Genomic DNA, 19,494 nt, shown 5'->3' on the forward strand with positions numbered 1-19,494 from the left:
CATGCCATCGTTTGATATTGTTTCTGAAATCGACGCCGTTGAATTACGTAATGCGGTAGATAATGCAAACCGAGAGCTTTCCACACGTTTCGATTTCCGCAATGTAAATGCGAGTTTTGAGCTTGTCGATGAAAATGTAAAAGTTTCAGCAGAAGGCGAATTTCAACTCAAGCAAATGCGCGATATCCTCCGTGGACATCTAGCGAAGCGTAATGTTGATGCCAACGCCATGGATTCGCAAAATCCTGAAGCGACTGGGAAAAACTGGCACCAAAATCTCACTTTCCGCCAAGGTATTGATACGCCTACAGCTAAAAAAGTAGTCAAGTTGATCAAAGATGCGAAGCTGAAAGTACAAGCATCGATTCAAGGTGATAAAGTGCGAGTAACGGGTAAAAAGCGAGATGACTTACAAGCAACTATGGCTGCAATCCGTGCAGCAGAGCTAGGATTGCCATTCCAGTTCAACAATTTCCGTGATTAGAGCTCTTGCGCAAGACTGAAAGTCCTTCTTTGAAAACTTGATATACCAGCATAAGAAGGCTGTGTTAAAAAGCGCTGACCAACACAAGCTTGATCAGCGCTTTAGTCATTGATTGCATCACAAAAGGGTTACAACCTAAAAATGACAAAACGAAAGAACAGACTATAAAACCAAGTCCTGCCCCTGCAATAATGAATATTCTCTAGTCTCTTGTGGAATAAAAACACAGACCCTCATATCTTGCCTTTTCGCTTCGGCCAGTTTTTCTGATAATTCCGTCGCATTAGCAAACACATCTCTTTGAGCATCTCTTCTGACTAACTCCAATACATCCTTGTTGCATTCTTTACAAATCAAGGCTAACTCAGATTGTTGCATGTATCGCACCGCTTTAATGGGCAACATCTCAATGTCATCCCCTACCTCAACCCATACACAGCTGCCTTTTGTATCGATGGGCTGTAGTAATATTTCTTGATAGATCGCTTCCAATTGACGGTTATCCGATGCATTTTCAACACGTGTATCTGAGAAAAAACACTCCCAATACTTGCGTCTTAAATCCACGCTAGGTAGCGCTTCTTTAATAGAATTACGTTTTGAATTGGCAAATTCAGCTAATAAGTTCAAGTTTTGTGGAAGAATGGCTTCCAACTTTTCACGCACATTACGGATCAGAACAGGTGAAGCGCCCCCACTGGAAATAGCTATTTGAATACGGCCGCGGTTTATCATAGAGGGCGTAATAAAGTCACAGAAAGGTTTATCATCCACCACATTGACCAAGATATTGTGTTTTTTCGCATCCTTATACACTTGATGATTAAGTTGTGGGTTATCTGTTGTCGCCCAAACTTGAACAAATTTGTTCGTCACGAGCTCCGCAGAATAAAATCGTTGTATCCAAGTGACTCCCTGCTCATCTGCAAGTTGTTTCAAAAACTCATCCAAACTTGGGGAAACAACGGTCACATCAGCGCCCGCCTTGAGTAAAGCTTCGATCTTACGACTTGCGACTTCACCACCACCAACGACCAATACAGGCTTGTTAGCCAAATCCAAAAACAGAGGAAAATATTGCATTTCAATCCATGATTATTTCAAATTACTGTCTGCTAACATCCTACCAAAAGTCATAGCTTCTATTCATCCTATTTTGCCTTGCTCGAGAACCTCATTTCTCTTTATTTTAAACGTAACTCGCAGAATAACAGGGATAATGTACCTATCTAACATCAACAAAACTATGCAACGTGGTCATATTATGTTACAAGTTACACCATACATAACACGTTATTTCTATTATTATTTCACGTAGATATCCACATAGTGACTTGATTTTTGAACTTTCAGTCCTATATATGTCTATATATCATTATAAGACCATCCTATTGAGGAAGATTATGAACAGTCCAATGTTTTCACGCTCAACCAATGTACCTGGTACACTGGAAACGAACAAAGTCCTTAAGAACACGTACTTTCTATTGTCGATGACGCTAGTGACCAGTGCTATTGCTGCTGGTGCGACAATGGCGATGCAGATTTCATCTATTGTTGCTATCGTCATGCAGCTAGCAGCGATCGGCATCCTGTTTTTTGTTATGCCAAAAGCAATAAACTCATCTACTGGTATTGTGTGGACGTTTGTCTTTACAACGTTAATGGGCGGTGCGTTAGGCCCAATGCTCAACTACTATGTTTCGATTCCAAACGGCCCAATGATCATCGCACAAGCTCTAGGTTTGACGGGTATGGTATTCCTAGGTCTCTCGGCTTACACGATTTCAAGCAAGAAAGATTTTTCTTTCATGCGTAATTTCCTAATCGCTGGTTTAATCATTGTTATTGTTGCAGCTTTAATCAACATTTTCGTTGGTTCTACACTTGCACAGCTTGTTATCAGTAGCGTTTCTGCTCTTGTGTTCTCTGGTTTCATTTTGTACGACACAAGCCGTATCGTGCGTGGTGAAGAAACTAACTACGTTAGCGCTACCATCTCTATGTACCTAAACATCTTAAACTTGTTCACTAGCCTACTAAGCATCCTTGGTATCATGAACGACGATTAATTTCTGGTTTATTATGAAACCCAAAAAGCTCGGATATGATATCTGAGCTTTTTTATATCTATTCAAATCGAAGCGCATTACCGCCTTACCGCCTTAAAACCACTGAAGCCATCCACAGCAAAACGCAATTCAAAAATCTATTATCTTTCTGATTCTCCCTGCTCTCTATACCATTCACCAAAAGTGATGCTAACAAATGGCATTTTATGGCTTTGCTTTCACACTTAAAAAATTGGGCCAAAATCGGGACAGACATGTATATGACCTTTTCTTTCATTTTGTTTTGGCGAGTGCTAACATCGCAACCTAACCCTAATCACTGCACCATAAAGATTGTATAGAGGACTCTTAAAAAACCTATTGTTCATTGACATGATCTAGCTTTATCAAGTCCAATCCAGATAGCTTCCCAACTCTTATAAATCGACGAAGTAGTTCTGACTGGCATATAAAACCACAGTATTCATCTGAGCCCTGTTCCCAAAGCACCACTTCATAACCCCTCTCTTGTAGCCAAAGATCAAAAACAACTAATAAGCTCCAAACAGACGCATTTTCGGCTGAAAAGTTAGTATGAAATTTATCTTCTATACCATAAGTCTTTGTCATGGCATTAGCTTGAGCCTCTACCTCGTAGATATCACACCAATCGATGCGAAATATAAGCCAGTATTTGCTACTATTAGCTTCGTCAAGAGTAGATAAAAGCTTTTCGCAAAAGCGTTCACTCTTACATTGAGCAAAAAAGTCCATAACCCTAACTTTTTCATCATCAGGCAAAGGTGAAATAATTACAGAAAGGAGCCATTTCTGTCCCTTTAATATATAGCTCCCTGCAACCATCAATAACACAACAATGGCAATGAAAAATTTCACTATAAAAAACATTTAGGCTCCAAAAAGGTTAATTGACGCTTTCAGCTAATACGACATCAAGGGATGAGTAACGTAAATCACCTTACTAAATCACAACACTGCAAACATAAAACCCAATTAAGCATAATCAAGCATTTTGAGTCTATCTTAAACAATTTTTCTATGAGGAAATTTGAAGCGCCAAAGAAAGAAAGTGTTCATCGCTTTCAGTCACCTTATACCCAAGAGATTTGTAAAACCTAATCGCTGACTCATTTCTAATAAAGCTTGATAATGTTACATGACAACGTTCTTGCTCTCGAGCTATTTCGTGAATCATACTCATCATCCTTTTACCCAGTTTTTTATTTTGAAATTCTGGAAATACAACGAGTAAATGTACATGAAGTGCATTGTCGTAAGGCTTGAAGCATATCATTCCAGCTTGCTTATTATTAAGATAAATCCAGTGGAACCAATGTGGCTCATAGTCAATTTTCAAACGATTGACCTGAAACTTATCACACCAACCAAAGACAGCGTCAACATGTGAGAAAAGGCCTTGTTTCACAACAGAAAACAGATGTTCATACTCATCACTTTCGATTTGTATCAGTTCAATATCCATATGTCTCATTCGATGACTTAATCTGAATTATCAATCCAATATGCTCAGCTTTCGCCTCAATAGAATCAAACTCATTAAATGCTTCAAGCTCAATAACATACTTCTTTAATTGTTCAATCGCTGGGTTCATAATTGTATTTAATTTATGTAAAGTGCTCATTAATTGAGCGCCTCACTATTCATGCGACCAAATGACAAGGCTAAATGATCATTATTTTTCTTCAACAAGTCGAAAACCCGCTCTCCATAATGACAACAAATTGCCTAGTTTTGTTCAGTCTCGGCAAACTTTTCATTCCATAGACTTGACCAGCCAGACCAATTTTAATTGTCTCATGCGATTGATTATGCTCGCTTTTTCAATTTAGCTCAAGGTTCTCCAGATAGAAAATGTTGGTAATTCAAAGTGGTCGATACGGCTCTGCAAGCGAAATATGACGAGGAAAGAAATATGTCTAACTTCAAATCGGCTCAAATTTAGAAAGATCAAAATGAAAGCAATCATTGATGAGCTAAAGCATTGAAAAAACGCCACGTGTTACGAATCGTATATAAAAACTTTGCTATAGAAATTTTTCCGCTAGCTCCCTTGTCATGAAGTGACTATGCGGATCCATTTCGTAGTCAGCGAAAGGGTCACAGTACCTAAACCCGAACTTCTCATACAGCTTTCGTGCCGGTAAGAAAAAGTCTTGAGTACCCGTTTCCAAACTCACTTGCTGATAACCCTGTTCAATCGCTGAATTGAGAGCATGTGTAAGTAACTTCGATGCGACACCTGACTTACGAGAAGCATTAGCCGTTCTCATAGACTTCAATTCGATATGTTGTGCAGTAAGTTCCTTGATAGCTAGGCAACCTTGTAGTTCACCGTCAAGCCATCCACTGAAAAACGTTATGGCTGGTGATTTCAATGCTTCAACATCGAGAGCATGAACGCTTTCCGGTGGCGATGTCGCATACATATCACCTAAATGTTCTTCGAGTAACAAATAACTTCACCCCCTGACAAATCATCGATTTTGATTTCCATATTCTTACCTTCCCTATTCGTTAAACAATTTGTGATGAGTTCAATACTTGACTCTAATTGAGACTCCTAACCAAGATGCGCCTTCACGCTTATTAGTTGTAGAGTGCCAATTTTCAATGAAGTCCCATTCGGCACTAGTACCAATAATACCGGAGTCAAACCAGTTACCTTGAGCATCGTTAATTAAGTAATGTTTCGAATACTATAGTAAACATTCGAAAACCAATACCATTGCGTTCACAAAATGATTTAGATCTCTGATACTTGATACCAAAGTAACCTTATTTTAAGACGGCATACGAGAAATTTCTCACCGCTGAAAAACGAAAAAGCAGTTAACGCCGCCTGCAGAAGAAAGATAGTTGCGCTCTTAAATTCGATACTAAGAGAAGTGTGAAATTTGACAGTAAACCTTCACCGCAAGCTTATCCTTTTGGTACAAAAAAGCCCCGCTGAATTGCAGCGGGGCTTTTATTATCTTTTTAAGTCGCTTAGCTCTTTATAGATTTAGAGACTTAACTCTTTACCTGTTTGTTTAGCTAAGCAACTCCTGGATCAATTAGAGTTAATTGGTGTTAAAAACAATTAATCTAATTTGTTCCAAGCCATTTGCCAGTCAGAACCAGTACCTGGTGCAAACTGTGTTGCTGTTGCAGTCCACTGCTTACAGTAACCAGAGTATGGGAAAGGCTTACATTGGTAAACAGCACCATCAGCGGCAAGGACTTTCGTTCCTGCAGTGTAGTTTGAAACACCTTCAGGGAAAACAAAGTCGTAATCGTCTGGCGTCGGAGTTGGGTTTACTGATTCTTCTTTAAGCATGAAATCTAATGTTTCTTGCTTAACTAAGTTACCTTGCTCATCTTTAATACGGCTGACAAGCATATGGTGACCCGCTTCTGATTTATTTAATTTCAGAGCAACACCTTGGCTTTGACCATCTTTTAGAGCGCCAGACCAACTTGCCAATGCTTCACGGTGGTGGTTGTAAACTGTCAATTCTGCATCAACATCACCTTCCGTAGTAACCGTTAGGTTAAGCTCTGTTGGAGTATCTGAGATGATGTACTCGTCTTTTAGGCCATCAACAGTAATTGAGTAATCTGGTGTCGGTGTTTCGATGTTGTAACCAATTTCAACACGCTTTAGACCACTGCCTGATTTTAGGAAAATTGGGTTTGTGCCAAAAGTTGGTTGGAAGTTGTTATCAACTAACTGACCTGCACGAATGTTAGGTTGCTCTTTGTTGATAAGCGTTGCTAGAGCGTGAGACCAGTTTTTAGCTTGGCTCAATGTTGCATCTGTAATCTCTAGAGTGGTTCTGTAAGCGGCATTTTCACCTGATTGGTCAAAGACACGTGTGTATACAGAGTCACCCACACTTAGATCAAGTGTTGGGATGATTTGGCCGCCTTTTTCCCAATCTGGAATAAGTGGTGTGCTGTTGTTGTCTTCAAATTCTACATCGATAACATTGTAGAAAGCATTAGCTGTATCGCCCACATCCCAAACCGCAAGAATCACTTGGTAACCATCACGCTTCGGCACATTACATTCCTGTGTGTGTCTCATCGGTGGCTTTTGCATATTACCTTCGATAACACAAAAGGGGGTTAGATCAAATGAGTCACGAGACAGTGAAGCATTTGGGTTCCAGTTTTGTTTGGTCATGTAGTATTTCCACGTACGAGTTACGTGGTTTGCTGTATATGTCCATTCAAAAGTTTGTTTACCAGCTTGAATTGGGCGTTTAACCCAACGATCTGCTGTTTGCTCATCCAATCCCATAGCGATAGCACTTTGTGCACTGGCAATTTTTCCATCACGTGGGCCAGCTTCCGGGAAACCCTCCGGGCCTTCAACACTCTGTGGTTCCCACTGAATAGAGCCACAGTTTAAGTTTTTTTCATTGGTATCTGATGTTGGGTATTTACACATCGCGACGCGGCCTGCTGCAACACCACCAATGCCTTCAGATACATAACCATGAGAAAAAGCAGCACCGCTTAAACTAGTCAGAGCTAAGGCTACCAGTGTTTTTTTTGGAAATGAATTCATTATAAGTCCTTGAGATTAAATTGAATGCTTCACTTTTTTGACCACTGCTCAAAACCATTTATCGGCTTTGATGTTATTTCTATCAAATAAAAAGTGATAACCCGAAATCTATAGGAACTTTATTTCCATTGAAAATTAAATAATTTACAACTGAGATCTATCGCCCAAATAAATAACAAAAGAAACAATAAGCTAGACTTATGATAAATAATTTGTTAATAATTTTATACACTTACTTTATATTAATCATCAAATCATAACATATATCTATATTTAGTTAATTAAGTTATATTTTTAATGCATTATTAATAGCCAGTTTGCTCCTACCTCTCACAACCAATGAGCTCAGTGAATATAATGCCACTTACCATTATTCTTTTGGATTGATAATTATCAAAAAGAATTAACAATTGACGAGTTAACAACTACCACTGCCTTTCATTCACATTAGCATTTAATAAGCATTCAACTAGTATTGATAGGACAAATCTCAAGTAACCTGTGAAGTCAGGATTTCATCACGTTGAACTTTTCTAAAGAGGTATTCAAATATGTCTCTCCTCGATAGCTTAGGTAAGAAGCTTGAACCCATTATGCTTTTCATGGGGTTAGTGAGCCCAATCGCGACATTGCCACAGCTTTATAAACTTTATATAACCCACTCTCATCATGCCCATGGTTTATCACTAACCACTTGGTCAATGTATGCATTGATCTCACTGCTTTGGTTTATCTACGGGCTTTATCATAGAAACCCAACCATTTGGGTCGGTAATTTACTTGGTTTTTTGGCTTACCTAGCAATGGTTGTTGGCATTATCATTAAGGCAGGCATTGCCATTTAATCGATGAGTGAGGCCAAAAAGAATGGCGGCATCAAAATCAATAGACTCAAAAATCGTGGCGACTGACGCTTTTTTCTCCATTTGATATCAAAGCACCACTATTTTGTTGAGCTCTTGCCTAACCCTAAGCTACCCTGAAACAATAATTGATGAATTTATAGGAAAAATGATGTTCATTTATAACGGAAAAGAAATTGAAACCGATGCCCAAGGTTATTTACTGGATCATAAACAGTGGGATGAAGGTATGATTGCCCTTTTAGCCGAAGATGAGCAGATTGAGCTTACCGAAGCACACCTAGAAGTCATACACTTCGTACGTGACTTCTATGAAGAATTTAATACTTCACCGGCTGTAAGAATGTTAGTCAAAGCGCTAGAAAAAGCCCATGGGCCTGAAAAAGGTAATAGCAAATATCTATTTAAACTTTTTAAGAAAGGGCCTGCCAAACAAGCGACTAAATTGGCTGGTCTGCCTAAACCAGCAAAGTGCTTATAGTGCCCTATTTTTTTGATCACATGTAATATACCCACAAATCACCGTATGTTGCTTTTCATAGGAACATCTCGGACAATGCTTTCTTTTTCAAATCTAATTAAGAGCCAAATCAATGACAGCTGCAATATATCTGGTTAAAGGTCGTGAGAAATCGGTTAAACGCAAACACCCTTGGATATTTTCAAGAGGTATCAGCAAAGTGGAAGGCGACCCCGCTCTTGGTGAAACTGTCGATGTGTTCAGTTTTGATGGCAAATGGCTTGCGAAAGCGGCTTATTCTCCTCATTCACAAATCCGTGCTCGTATTTGGAGTTTTGAAAAAGAACCAATCGATAAAGCATTCTTTGTTAAACGATTTAACAATGCTCAATTACTTCGTGAAGATATTATTGAACGTGATGGATTGACGGGTTATCGTCTTGTTGCGGCTGAATCGGATGGCCTTCCTGGAATCACCATCGATCGCTATCAAAACTTTTTTGTCTGCCAATTGCTCAGTGCTGGCGCAGAGTTTAATAAGAAAAACATCATTGATGCGTTAATCGAATGTTTCCCCGAGTGCAGTATCTATGAGCGTTCCGACGTATCTGTACGCAAAAAAGAAGGACTTGCGGAAACAATGGGAGTATTACATGGAGATACCCCACCTAAGTCTGTTGTGATTGAAGAAAATGGCGTCAAAATCAGCGTTGATATTGTTGGTGGCCATAAAACAGGTTTCTACCTTGATCAAAGAGACAGTAGACAACAAGCAATGAAATACGTGAAAGACAAAGAAGTCTTGAACTGTTTTTCATACACCGGTGGATTTGGTTTATATGCCCTAAAAGGTGAAGCTAAACGTGTCATCAACGCTGATGTTTCTCAACCCGCGCTCGATACTGCAAAACATAACGCTGAAATTAATGGCTTCGACATCTCAAAAAAACGCGCTGTTTTTCTTAATGCTGATGTGTTCAAACTACTAAGAGAATACCGTGACCAAGGCACTCAGTTTGATGTCGTTATCATGGACCCACCGAAGTTTGCTGAGAGTAAAGCACAATTGAATGGTGCTTGCCGCGGATATAAAGATATTAATATGCTGGCGATGCAAATACTGAAACCTGGTGGAACACTGCTGACCTACTCCTGCTCTGGACTCATGGACCAAGTTCTATTCCAGAAAATCATTGCTGATGCAGCCGTGGATGCAAATCGTCACGTGAAGTTTGTTGAACGTTTTGAACAAGCCGCAGATCACCCAACTGATACCGCCTACCCTGAAGGTTTTTATCTAAAAGGCTTTGCTTGTAAGGTTCTTTAGTCGCTATTGACCCAAATAAAATACTGGTACTGCGCAAGGTTCTTTGTATGAGGTTCATTTGGGTATAAAAGTAAACCTTAAACCACAGCTTCCACTGTGGTTTAAGGTTAAAACTTCGTTCAACTGCTTCTAGAAAGATTGATCTAAACTAACCTTAGTCAGCACAGCCAGAACATCTCTCTCGTAGTCCATATTACCTGCAATAATATCATCAAATTCTGTCGCGCCATTTTCTATAACAATAGTCTGGATTGATTGTCCATCACCTCGTGTGATTTCCAGCGATAAATCATCCCCATCCACATTCACATTTATGCCGTAGAGCAAATCTTCAACCGAGCCATAATCGGTGTCATCGAGGATCTGTGAGAGATCTAAAGTGTCTTGGTCACGCTCAAAACCTCTTATTACATCCGTTCCTGAATCAATGCTGTCATTGCTCCATGTAAAGATATCTTCTGCTCCATCATTACCAATAAGGATATCGTGACTGACATTAAGTTCAGCTTCAACAATATTAAATGCCCCTCCAACCGCGCCATTAACACCGCCGTCTTCATCAATAATAAATTGCAAAGTATTACTCGACTTATCACCATCAAAATCGGTAAGTTGGTAATTAAAATCTAACGTTTCTGGGATTTCATTTTCTACACCATAAAAGGCATATTCACCTTCTGACAAATTGACCTCAAAGGTGTGTTTATCATCAAAGATCAGAGTGAGTGTCATCGCATTTTCGTCAAACGAGTGCTGCACCTCACTATTCGAACCTGCCACAGAAAGTGCAGTACCATCGAACGTAAAAGTGAGACCTGAGTATTCAAGCAGGCTGATATAGCCGCCATCAGCACCAACACCAGTATCAGACGAGGTGGTTGATAACAGGTTCCCTTCGACTGCCACAATAGCTGTTTTGAGTATTGTCGGATTTAGTTGACTAAAGTCAGTGACAGAAACGCCATCTAAATCTTGATTAACTGCGCCATCGTAGGCAATTCTATCAAGCTGTTCCGCAGCTAAATTTACGCCAACACCATAAGACAGTGCTGTGATCTGTCGACTTGGGTCACTAAGGTGTTCAATCCAGCTTGCTTCATTGGTAGCATCTAAGCTGGGAGCAACTTCAGTAACTTGACTGCTACTTAGGAAGTAACTGGTATTGATAGCATCCAACAGTTTACCGCTGTCATCCCACGACAGTTGTGCCTGTTCAATAGCGGCGAGGTAATTACTTTCCCCCCCGCCCATGAATGCTGCAATCGCTGCCTTGGCATCATCAACGGTCAACCAGGTTGCGCCGGCAACGGATAGTGTCACCGCGGCATTACCAAATACAACCAATTGTACACGAGCTTGTCCTCTAGACTCATATTGGCTCAACAGTTGAGTCGCCGTATCTTTCATAGATGGAAGACGATTGTCTACGTTTACGGAACCAGATAAATCAAAGATTAATTGAATGTTATTGTTGTCACCATCCTGAGCCACGACATCATGAGTGATAGTCAACGAGTTCGGTGAATCATCCTCAATCACAACCGGAACATCAATGGTATTAGTATGGCCAAGTTCATTTGAAACATTCACCGGAACTAACAACTCAAGAGCATCTTCACCTGACGGGTTCGCATGATCAATCGGCCCGTACAGCTCAGTGTTGACGGTGCCGCTGTCGTTGATCGTTATTTCAAGAATCAGGTTACCATCCACTTTACCCAACAAACTTTGATCGTTGTTGGTTAAGCTCCATTCGACAACCGTATCATTACTGGTCAGAGTAACATTAGGTATCCCAAGAGTGGCAGAATCGATATTTTCTCCATTGGTTAAATGCCCCCAATCAGATGAAGAATCTGTCGTATCTAAGAAGCCGTTCAACGCTACATCATCTTCTATTCCTGATGGGTATTGGCCTTCTTCTGAAACAAACAGATCGATATCATCTCTAAAGTTTGGTGGTGAATATGGCGCGACGGCAAAGTGCCCTACTTTTGTATCCCCGTCGTTATCGGTAATGTTATAAGAAAAATCAATGCTACCGTCGTCTGGTAAAGCTAGTGGAAGGTATTGGAAGAACTCCCATTCTCCAGAAGTCGGTGTATACAGAACTTCAAAAGCAACTTTACCTTGAGTTTCACCAATCATACGATCGGGGTTTGACGGATCAACCGAGACATAAATGGGCTCACCATCAGCGGTTTTCAGGCCGTTTTCAGCCCCAAGTAAGGCTATTTCACCCGGTCCATCCGCACCATATAATCCACTGATTGTGCCATTGGCATTGGCTAATGCTTTGGTTGGGTCTACCCCTGTAAATGTGATTGTTCTAACAGTAAAGTCACTATTGTCTGCAGAGAAAGGCTGATTACCATTGCCCGTCGACTCCAGTACTATCTTATTGAACCCACTCGATAGAATGCTAAAGTCTTTTGCATAGTCGCCACTCGCCGCATCTGAGTTGAAAGGTTTTTGGTCGACCAAAACACCATCAAGATAAAAAGAAGCCAAACCAACCTCTAACTCGCCACCGAACATCATTTCAAACTCGATTTCAGCACCAAAGGCAACTTTGTCACCAAGGTCAAAGATAAGTTGTTCTGATACACCAGTATCGCCAGCAAAGCGGTAGTCAACCTCATTAGGAAGCGCAAAGCCATTGTTACCAACACTTTTTACTCCAATACCCAGATGAGATTGATTGACTTCCGCAGCACCAAGCACAGTCGATTCATCAGACATAAAGCCAACTGCGGTGACTTCAATATCATTAAATGTTCGGCTAAGCGCATCGTCTTCCCAGCCAGTAAAACTCACTTTACCGCTGACGGTTTCAGGAAGACCAGTCAGTGCGACAGTGACGGCTGGAATGGATTGATCCACATAAGGACTGTCGTCTTCAACCACAACATTAATTGAGTCGGTAGTTGTGAGCAGCCCATCGCTTACTGTAAGCTGTAAATCAAACGATAATACATCTTCCATGTCATTATCTGGGTGATCAATGGGCTCAAATAGAGTGACGGTGTAACCCCAATTACCCTGTCCAGAAGGAGAAGGCTCGGTTAAAACGACTGTTGCAACATTGGCAACACTCGCCGTAGAAGCCGTCAAGGCTTGAGAACCAGTGTCCCAAGACCAAAATACCGGTTCACCAGAAGAAACAAGGTCACTTGGCCCAGCTAAGACCACGGATAAATTGTCTGAACCTAAATCTTCTAGGGTGAACGAGCCATTAAAACTCGGGGCATTGGTTGTATCGTTTGGCACACCAACTGAATCAGGTATCCCACCTGCTAGCCCTTCTTCAGAAACAACCGCATCTGTAATTGCTGATATTATCGGAGCGGTATTCTGGTCAATGATCGACGCCATACCCGTATCTGCGCCTTGAACATTACCAAGGCCCGTTACGCTAACACTGAAGTCTTCAATTCCTTCATATACAGAATCGATAACGGTTGGGACACGTACATCAAAGTTTGTCATACCGGCAGGAATAGTGACAATTCCATCGTTTGGTAAGACTGCCCAACCGCTGCCAGTGTTATATTCCAACCCGGCCAAATCTGCGACTTGGGTATCTCCCATATTAAGCGTGATCTGAACTTGACTTTCGGCTTCAGTTGGATTGTTTAAAGACACAACGAAGTTTGCGATTTCCCCCTCAACAACAGTTCCGGCATCACTAATAAATACCATAGGGCGATCATCATCAGGATTCGGCCCCGGACCTGTTCCATCATCAATAAGAGCGGCAACACCAGTGTCTGAACCAAGAATCGCACCCAAACCCGTAACGGTTAGTGAGAAATCTTCTAAACCTTCGTAAACTTCATCACTGACTGAAGGTACTCTGACATCAAATTGGCTCAGTCCAGCAGGAATAGTGACAATTCCATTAGGCGGTAAGCTATTCCAGCCACTGCCCGTGTTGTATTCAACAGTACCTAAATCGCCAATTTCTGTATCACCGAGGTTAAGGGTCAATTGAACCTGTTCTTCAACATTAATAGCATTGGTTAAAGAAACTACAAACTGAGCGGTTTCCCCTTCATTGACTATACCTACATCATTGATATAAACCGTTGGACGATCGTCATCTGGGTTTGGTCCCGGGCCACTGCCGTCATCAACAATGGTGGCGGTGCCGTTATCGGTGCCTTGCACTGCGCCAATGCCAGTCACATCAATATTGAAGTTCTCTGGACCTTCGTAGTTGGAGTCATCCACCGTTGGAACTCTAATATCAAACTCGGTCATACCTACTGGAACAGTCACCAGACCATCGGCAGGTAATGTCACCCAACCACTGCCGGTGTTATATTCCAACGCGCCAAGGTCACCTGTTTCGGTATAGCCAGCATTTAGAGTGAGTTGAACTTGAACATCCATTTCAGACGGCGTGCTGAGTGACACAATAAAGCTCGCGGTTTCGCCTTCGTTGATTGTGCCCGCGTCATTAATCGACACCATTGGGCGATCGTCATCTGGGTTTGGTCCCGGACCTGTGCCGTCATCCACGATGGTTGCGGTGCCATTGTCAGTACCTTGAACTGCGCCAACACCGTTGACATCAATACTGAAGTTCTCTGGGCCTTCGTACACATCATCACTGGTTGAAGGTACGCGCACATCAAACTCGGTCATGCCTGCTGGGACAGTCACTAATCCATCCGCAGGTAATGTCACCCAACCGCTGCCCGTATTGTATTCCAACGCGCCAAGGTCACCCGCTTCGGTATCACCGACATTGAGTGTAAGTTGAACTTGAACATCCATCTCTGATGGGGTGCTGAGTGACACAATAAAGCTTGCGGTTTCGCCTTCGTTCACTGTGCCCGCGTCATTAATCGAGACAACCGGACGATCGTCATCTGGGTTTGGTCCCGGCCCCGTGCCGTCATCCACAATGGTGGCGGTGCCATTGTCAGTACCTTGAACCGCGCCAACGCCAGTCACATCAATATTGAAGTTCTCTGGACCTTCGTAGTTGGAGTCATCCACCGTTGGAACTCTAATATCAAACTCGGTCATACCTGCTGGAACAGTCACCAAACCATCCGCAGGTAGTGTCACCCAACCGCTGCCGGTGTTATATTCCAACGCGCCAAGGTCACCTGCTTCGGTATCGCCAGCATTTAAAGTGAGTTGAACTTGAACATCCATTTCAGATGGATTGCTCAGTGACACTATAAAGCTCGCGGTTTCACCTTCGTTCACTGTGCCTGCGTCATTAATCGACACCACTGGGCGATCATCATCTGGGTTTGGTCCCGGACCTGTGCCGTCATCCACGATGGTGGCGGTGCCATTGTCAGTACCTTGAACTGCGCCAACACCGGTGACATCAATACTGAAGTTCTCTGGGCCTTCATACACATCATCACTGGTTGATGGTACGCGTACATCAAACTCGGTTATACCTGCTGGAACAGTGACTAATCCATCCGCAGGTAGTGTCACCCAACCGCTGCCGGTGTTGTATTCCAACGCGCCAAGGTCACCTGCTTCGGTATCGCCAGCATTTAGAGTGAGTTGAACTTGCACGTCCATTTCAGCTGGATTACTCAGTGATACTACAAAGCTCGCGGTTTCACCTTCGTTCACCGTGCCTGCATCATTAATCGAGACAACCGGGCGATCATCATCAGGGTTTGGTCCCGGACCTGTTCCGTCATCCACGATGGTGGCGGTGCCATTGTCAGTACCTTGAACTGCGCCAACACCGTTGACACCAATACTGAAGTTCTCTGGGCCTTCATACACATCATCACTGGTTGATGGCACGCGCACATCAAACTCGGTCATACCTGCAGGGACAGTCACCAAACCATCCGCAGGTAATGTTACCCAACCGCTGCCGGTGTTGTATTCCAACGCGCCAAGGTCACCTGCTTCGGTATCGCCAGCATTTAGAGTGAGTTGAACTTGCACGTCCATTTCAGCTGGGTTACTCAGTGATACGACAAAGCTCGCGGTTTCTCCTTCGTTCACTGTGCCCGCGTCATTAATCGACACCACTGGGCGATCATCATCAGGGTTTGGACCCGGGCCACTGCCGTCATCCACAATGGTGGCTGTGCCAGAAGCAGGTATATCTTGTGTCGTTGTAGCACCTTTCAAAACAAATGATTCAGTGCCTTCATAAACACTATCCTGGAAGCTTTGAACAAATATAGAGAAGCTGTCATTCCCTAAAGGTATATTTGCTACGAACTCCCCTGCTTCATTAATAATAAGTGTCTGCTGAGATCCATTTTGTAGTAATAATGAAACAACACCACTAGAAAAGTCTACCTCACCAGTAGCTGAAATATCGTTTAATGAAAGTACCACCTGCGTGTCTGATTCTGTGATTTGATCAAAGCTTATATCAAATTTAATATCTTCACCTTCTGACACAGATGGCGAGTTTATAGAAACTACAGCAGGATCTGTTAAACCTGATGAAAGAAAACCATTGACATTTAGTTCCGCTATAGCAACAAATTGTGAGTCGGTTAGACTGATAGAGCTGAGGCCTTGGGTAACAAACTCTGTGCCAGCTATTCTCTCTTCTCCAGTTCGTTCAATGGAGCCGCTAGCTTGCAGACTGGAACCAGTACTAGCTTCACCTGCTGCGGGAGCAGCATTCTCATTTGCCGTCGGATCTCCGCCTTGCTCAATGGTTTCGATAACATTAGCAATATCATCTGTAATATCTACAGCAGTTCCGTCTTGAGAAATTTGCTGTATCCTTGTATTGCTATCTCTAGTAATTATTACTTCCCCTTCAGTAAGACCTGAAGCTTGGTCAACTTCCCTCAAACTTCCGTCTAAACCGATAACAACAATCTTGCTGAATAGTAGTGAGCGTAAGGTTAGTTGTGCCATAATTACCTCGATATTATTGTGCTTCTATCAGCACTTCCTTGGAGACTTACATTGCACTTTTATCAGGTTAAAAATTAAAACTTTAAAATGAAGGTATAACGTCGTCGTGCAATGAGCTTTCAATAACTTTCCTGTACCAAATACAGAATTTGCAATATTCATTCCATGTATCAATACGCAGATATTCTCTGTTAGTCATACATTTTTATGTTCTTTACACTGTGATATTTTTAAGACAAACAGACTGTCAAAGTAGCGAAGTTTTAAATCAAAGTAATAAAAAAGCGTAAAAACAGACCAATAGCGTTTTTTAATGTAGTTTTCAAATTGAAAAAATTTAATGGCCATTTGATAACACAAATCGTTGTAAGAATTTCTAAGAAGATAAATTAATTTATAAATTCTCAAATTGATTTTTAATTTAAAAGTCATTTTCTCATCAAATCATCATAATTTATAAGAAGTTGCACTATAAAAATCAAATTAAGCAAAGTCCGACATATGTGCTAATGTGATTATAATAGAATTATTATTTAAGTTACGAAGGCTAGCAGAGATAAACTTTTAGTGAATTATATGAAGTTCTATTTTAACCAGTTTTGCATGGAGTGCGGGCGTGAAGAATAAACTGTTATATTCAACCTACTTAAGCAGCTTGATGACCTTTGTATCGTCACAATGCTTCTCCCAAACATTAGAACAAGCTGTTGTGTTAACATTACAATCCAACACCGACATCAAAGCTGCTTTTAATGAATTTCAAAGCAGCAAATATCAACACGAGGCTTCAGAAGGAGCTTATCTTCCAAAGGTATTTTTGGACGCGAGTATCGGCCATGAAGGTTTAAAGCCCTCTGATGAATTGGGCATAGATAATACTAACATGGTCAAGAAAGAAGTCTCGATTACCCTCTCACAACTCATTTGGGATGGCAGTTCTACTCTTTATGATATTGATCGAACCGCAGCAGAAGCCGAATCTATACGACTACAATTGTTAACGGAAGCATCTGACATTGCATTGGAAGTGGCTAAAGTCTACTTAGAAGCTACAGAAGCTTTTGATATCTTGAACCTTTCTGAAAGTAATTTAGCGGTTCACAAGCAAATTTACAAAGAGGTTCAAAGAAAAGTTTCTTCTGGCTTGGGTTCTGTTGCTGATCTATACCAAGTTGAAGCTCGTTTAGCTAAGGCTCACGGTAATTTAGCTGCAGCTCAAAATAATTTATATGATTCGCATACTCTTTTTACACACTTGGTCGGTCAAGCTCCTTTGGGGCCTATATTTCCTCACGCAGATGATAATTACATTCCAAAATCTCTTGAAGAGGCAAATAAGCTCGCTCACGACACACATTCAGTTATCCGCATTGCCAAAGCAGATGTGGATGCAGCTAAGTTCCAATACAAACTTTCCAAAGGTGTAAACTACCCTACTTTATCTGTCGAAGCATCACAAACTTGGCGTTATGATGCTGGCGGGATCAAAGGACGTAGTGAAGAAACACTCGCTATGGCAAAGATGCGATATAACCTATATAACGGAGGGAGTGACTCAGCCAATACCGAGCACTTTGCTTATCAACTTAACAAAGCTAAAGATCTTAGAGAAAGCACCTATCGGGATGTAGAAGAAAGTCTGATGCTTTCTTGGAGTGCACTCGATCTAACTGTTCAACAAAAAGAATTTCTTGCAGACCACGTCGATTCAGCAGCGGAAACCGTTATTGCCTACTCCAAACAATACAAGATCGGTAAACGAACCATGCTCGATTTACTTAATGCAAAAAACGAGCTATTCGAAGCGAGAAAAGGATATTTAGACATCAAATATGATGAACAATATGCGAAGTTTCGTGTGATGCATGCAACGGGGCAACTATTAGATGCATTAAGAATAGAAGTTCCTGAGCAATGGTTAGAAAAAATGGAGTACTAAAATGAATAATTACTTCGTTATCATTTTATCATCTCTTGTTTTAGCAGCGTGCAGTGCTCAACAAAACAGTGATGATAAAGTTACAGGCAAAAACAAAATTTCCCAAAGTGGTGATAAACTGCACCAATACGACCTCCCCAACAAGTCTGCTCACATCTCTGCTGAATTAAGCAATAATGATGAAAAAACCACTGAAACCGATTATCACTTCAGTGTTAATTCTCCTCATATTCAAAACGATGAATTTGATTATATTGACCCTCCAGTGGCACCTCAGGTGGCAGATCATCACGATGATGATCATGATGGTGTGATAAATGAGCGTGATCTTTGCCTAGAGACCCCGACTGGTGCTGAAGTAGATAATGATGGCTGCAGTAAATACTTTATGACGCCTGCATCTATGGACCTTCGTGTTCTCTTTGCCAATAACTCTGATAAAATCAACCCTATCTTCTCCGATGAGATTATAGAACTTGCTGAATTTTTGAAAGAATACCCTAATACAACTGTTGAGATTGAAGGCTACGCGAGTCTAACAGGCAACGCCCAACAGAATATTGATTTATCAAAAAGAAGGGCTGAAAGTGTACGCAAAGAGTTGCTAAATTATGGTATTAACGCTGAGCGTATTAATATCATAGGCTATGGGAGTACCAATCCTGCAACCAATGGCACTGACGAAAGAAGCCATGCATTCAATCGAAGGGTCGTGGCATCCGTTGTTGGTGAAAAAAACCAAGTACTTATGGAGTGGACCATATTCACGACTTTCCCCAAAAGCTAATATTGTCTCCTGAGAAGATAACTTTAGCTTAACAGTACGAGTATGGATGAAAAAGGGCTTAGAAAGCTCTTTTTCTTTTTTTGGGACATGTACCCGAGTGGCCTCAAGATGT

The 19,494-nt window shown here is 41.5% G+C and carries 13 protein-coding genes and 1 pseudogene; 7 read left to right on the top strand and 7 right to left on the bottom strand.

The window, feature by feature from the left end:
- Nucleotide 1: 1 nt before the first annotated feature.
- On the top strand, nucleotides 2-484 hold the full coding sequence (locus tag BS333_RS07205; RefSeq protein ID WP_021710470.1) for a YajQ family cyclic di-GMP-binding protein: 483 nt from the start codon (nucleotides 2-4) through the stop codon (nucleotides 482-484).
- A 162-nt stretch (nucleotides 485-646) separates the two neighbouring features.
- Here BS333_RS07205 and BS333_RS07210 read toward each other — a convergent pair whose 3' ends face one another.
- Nucleotides 647-1,567 (bottom strand): precorrin-2 dehydrogenase/sirohydrochlorin ferrochelatase family protein, encoded by a 921-nt coding sequence (locus BS333_RS07210; RefSeq protein WP_021710471.1) that lies wholly within the window; start codon nucleotides 1,565-1,567, stop codon nucleotides 647-649.
- Between the two features lie 320 nt (nucleotides 1,568-1,887).
- Here BS333_RS07210 and BS333_RS07215 point away from each other — a divergent pair, with 320 nt between their 5' ends.
- Nucleotides 1,888-2,556 carry a Bax inhibitor-1/YccA family protein gene (locus BS333_RS07215; RefSeq protein ID WP_021710472.1) on the top strand — a complete coding sequence of 223 codons (669 nt, stop codon included), beginning with the start codon at nucleotides 1,888-1,890 and terminating at the stop codon, nucleotides 2,554-2,556.
- A 357-nt stretch (nucleotides 2,557-2,913) separates the two neighbouring features.
- Here the strand turns inward: BS333_RS07215 and BS333_RS07220 are convergent, their stop codons facing one another.
- The 5 genes and pseudogenes from BS333_RS07220 to gbpA all read right to left on the bottom strand — a co-directional run bounded on the left by BS333_RS07220 (nucleotide 2,914) and on the right by gbpA (nucleotide 7,130).
- The gene (locus BS333_RS07220) at nucleotides 2,914-3,444 is read right to left on the bottom strand and encodes a DUF6630 family protein (RefSeq protein WP_021710473.1); all 531 of its coding nucleotides are present in this window, start codon (nucleotides 3,442-3,444) and stop codon (nucleotides 2,914-2,916) included.
- A 148-nt stretch (nucleotides 3,445-3,592) separates the two neighbouring features.
- Nucleotides 3,593-4,048 carry a GNAT family N-acetyltransferase gene (locus BS333_RS07225; RefSeq protein ID WP_033004059.1) on the bottom strand — a complete coding sequence of 152 codons (456 nt, stop codon included), beginning with the start codon at nucleotides 4,046-4,048 and terminating at the stop codon, nucleotides 3,593-3,595.
- The gene (locus BS333_RS22040) at nucleotides 4,029-4,199 is read right to left on the bottom strand and encodes a hypothetical protein (protein WP_021710475.1); all 171 of its coding nucleotides are present in this window, start codon (nucleotides 4,197-4,199) and stop codon (nucleotides 4,029-4,031) included. Before BS333_RS22040 ends, BS333_RS07225 begins: the two co-directional genes overlap by 20 nt.
- A 403-nt stretch (nucleotides 4,200-4,602) precedes the next feature.
- Nucleotides 4,603-5,072: pseudogene (locus tag BS333_RS07230) on the bottom strand (GNAT family N-acetyltransferase).
- Between the two features lie 585 nt (nucleotides 5,073-5,657).
- The gene (gene gbpA, locus BS333_RS07235) at nucleotides 5,658-7,130 is read right to left on the bottom strand and encodes an N-acetylglucosamine-binding protein GbpA (protein WP_021710477.1); all 1,473 of its coding nucleotides are present in this window, start codon (nucleotides 7,128-7,130) and stop codon (nucleotides 5,658-5,660) included.
- A gap of 551 nt (nucleotides 7,131-7,681) precedes the next feature.
- Here gbpA and BS333_RS07240 point away from each other — a divergent pair.
- The 3 genes from BS333_RS07240 (at nucleotide 7,682) to BS333_RS07250 (ending at nucleotide 9,780) form a co-directional block, all read left to right on the top strand.
- Nucleotides 7,682-7,975 carry a SemiSWEET transporter gene (locus BS333_RS07240; RefSeq protein ID WP_021710478.1) on the top strand — a complete coding sequence of 98 codons (294 nt, stop codon included), beginning with the start codon at nucleotides 7,682-7,684 and terminating at the stop codon, nucleotides 7,973-7,975.
- Between the two features lie 169 nt (nucleotides 7,976-8,144).
- Complete coding sequence (locus BS333_RS07245) at nucleotides 8,145-8,474, top strand: TusE/DsrC/DsvC family sulfur relay protein (RefSeq protein WP_021710479.1); 330 nt, start codon at nucleotides 8,145-8,147, stop codon at nucleotides 8,472-8,474.
- Nucleotides 8,475-8,586: 112 nt separating this feature from the next.
- Nucleotides 8,587-9,780, top strand: a complete 1,194-nt coding sequence (locus BS333_RS07250) for a class I SAM-dependent methyltransferase (protein ID WP_021710480.1) — start codon at nucleotides 8,587-8,589, stop codon at nucleotides 9,778-9,780.
- A 129-nt stretch (nucleotides 9,781-9,909) separates the two neighbouring features.
- On the opposite strand, the gene BS333_RS07255 is transcribed toward BS333_RS07250, so the two are convergent.
- Nucleotides 9,910-16,656 carry a Calx-beta domain-containing protein gene (locus tag BS333_RS07255; RefSeq protein ID WP_101903868.1) on the bottom strand — a complete coding sequence of 2,249 codons (6,747 nt, stop codon included), beginning with the start codon at nucleotides 16,654-16,656 and terminating at the stop codon, nucleotides 9,910-9,912.
- A gap of 658 nt (nucleotides 16,657-17,314) precedes the next feature.
- Between BS333_RS07255 and BS333_RS07265 the strand changes: the two genes are divergently transcribed.
- A complete protein-coding gene (locus BS333_RS07265) occupies nucleotides 17,315-18,595 on the top strand; it encodes a TolC family outer membrane protein (RefSeq protein ID WP_033004503.1) in 1,281 nt (426 codons plus the stop codon).
- A gap of 229 nt (nucleotides 18,596-18,824) precedes the next feature.
- Nucleotides 18,825-19,382: an OmpA family protein gene (locus BS333_RS07270; RefSeq protein ID WP_050568074.1), complete on the top strand. Its 558-nt coding sequence runs from the start codon at nucleotides 18,825-18,827 to the stop codon at nucleotides 19,380-19,382.
- The last annotated feature ends 112 nt before the right edge of the window (nucleotides 19,383-19,494 follow it).

Source organism: Vibrio azureus, assembly GCF_002849855.1.
Taxonomy (GTDB): domain Bacteria; phylum Pseudomonadota; class Gammaproteobacteria; order Enterobacterales; family Vibrionaceae; genus Vibrio; species Vibrio azureus.